The sequence below is a fragment of the Actinoplanes sp. NPDC089786 genome, from assembly GCF_040684855.1.
GTDB lineage: Bacteria > Actinomycetota > Actinomycetes > Mycobacteriales > Micromonosporaceae > Actinoplanes.
On sequence record NZ_JBFBGU010000074.1, the window covers coordinates 1 to 1,743 of the forward strand.

The 1,743-nt window shown below is 68.2% G+C and carries 1 protein-coding gene; it reads right to left on the minus strand.

The window, feature by feature from the left end; all coding sequences use genetic code 11:
- Positions 1 to 30: 30 nt before the first annotated feature.
- Positions 31 to 1,650: an IS1634 family transposase gene (locus tag AB0O15_RS47935; protein ID WP_364334928.1), complete on the minus strand. Its 1,620-nt coding sequence runs from the start codon at positions 1,648 to 1,650 to the stop codon at positions 31 to 33.
- Positions 1,651 to 1,743: the final 93 nt, after the last annotated feature.

Here is a 1,743-nt window from a genome sequence, read left to right on the forward strand (position 1 = left end):
CTAGCCCCGTGTTCCGCAGGTCGGCGATCGTCAGCACCATTCCAGCGGGTTGACGTCGAGTAGGTCGAGGAGTTCGAGTTGCAGGGATGTGGGTTGAGGGATGGTGTGGGGGTCGCCGTCGGCCGCGGGGATAAGTCTGATGCCGGCGAGGGCTTGGAAGATCAGCCGGGTGGTCGGGATCGCGGGCCGGCGGGCGTAGAGGCCGGCGACGGTGGTCCGGTTTTGTGCGTGTAGAGCGGCTCTGGCCTGGCGTTCGATCAGGCTGAAGATGAGCAGGGCGAGGCAGATCACGGTGATCATGGCGGTGATCCGGCGGTTGTTCTTCAGGTAGATCGCGGCGACGGCGAGGGGTCCTTTGAACGTGGAGTAGCGGCGTTCGACGGCTTCCTGGCCTTTGTAGTGCAGCAGGACCTGGGTGGCGTCGGCCTGCTCGACCTCCAGGTTGGTCAGCAGCGCGTACCAGCCGTCGGTAGCCGCTTCGGCGTCGATCGCCTGCTGGTCGAAGTGCCAGTCCAGGGCGGGTTTCCCGGTGTCGGTGCCGGTGCCGGTCGTGGTGCGCAGGTAGGCGGCGACCCGGCGGGTCTTGGTGATCACGGCCAGGCGGGCCTCGACCGCTGCGACGTCCGGGTAGTGCCGCGAGCCCAGCCCGCGCTGGAGCCGGGCCAGGTCGTCGCGGGCCCGGTCGAGTTTCTGGGCCCGGGCGCTCGCGGCGGCACCAGCGCGGGCACTGGAGTGCACGAACACCCGGCGCAGGGTGAGTACGGGATCCTTCTTCCGGGGTCCGGCCAGGGTCATGGTGTCCTCGTACACGTGCCACGTCCCCCGCTTGTCGGGATCTTTGCTCTGGTCCCGGGCGGCGACGTAGTCGACCCGGGTAGCCCGCTGCAGATCCAGGCCCGCGAGGGCATCGGCTTTGACGTACACCTTCGACGCCGGCGCCACGAACGTCACCTCGTCGGCGTGCATCGTGGTCAGGTTGTCGTAGGAGACCAGTTTCGAGTCCCCGACGATCAACATGCGGCGGCTGGTGGCGATCTTCTGTAACGCCTTCATCATCGGCACGACCTGGGCGACCTCACCCGCACCGCCGTCGTACGCCCGGTGGAACAGCGGCACCCCGCCGTCGCCGGTCACCGCGATCCCGGTCTGGATCTGTTTCAAGTCCGGCCGCCGGTCCTTGGGATGGCCGAACTTCGGCGCCGCATAGTCCTCGTCGGTCTGCTCGTACTCGCCATGCAGCGAGATCGAGGTCATGTCCCAATGCATCCGGGACACATCGATACCGAACACCTCGATCGCGGCCGCGCCGACCGACCCGGCGATCGAGTCCACCTGCGGCGCGATCGCGTCCAACGCCCGGCCGACCCGGTCGTCGTTGAGCTGTTGCGGCCGGATGCCGAAGACCTCCTCGACCGCGTACCCACCGGCCCAGTCCTGCACCCGGACGAGGGGTTCCGGCGAGGTCAACCGGTTCGCGACCAGCGACTCGATCACCTGACCATGCGTCAACTCCGACCGGTCATCGACCGGGCACAACCCATCGATGACATCCCGAATCCGCAGCCGGCCGGCGAACGCCGCGACCACCGGCAACGACCCCAACGCCTTCTCCACCGCCGGCACCGACCCGTACCGCGCACGCTCTCTCACAACCCAGACACGCTGCCACCGGTCACCCTCATCACCAACCCGCCGCGCCGAACCCACCCACGATCACCGACGTGCGGAAAGCGGGGCTAGCCG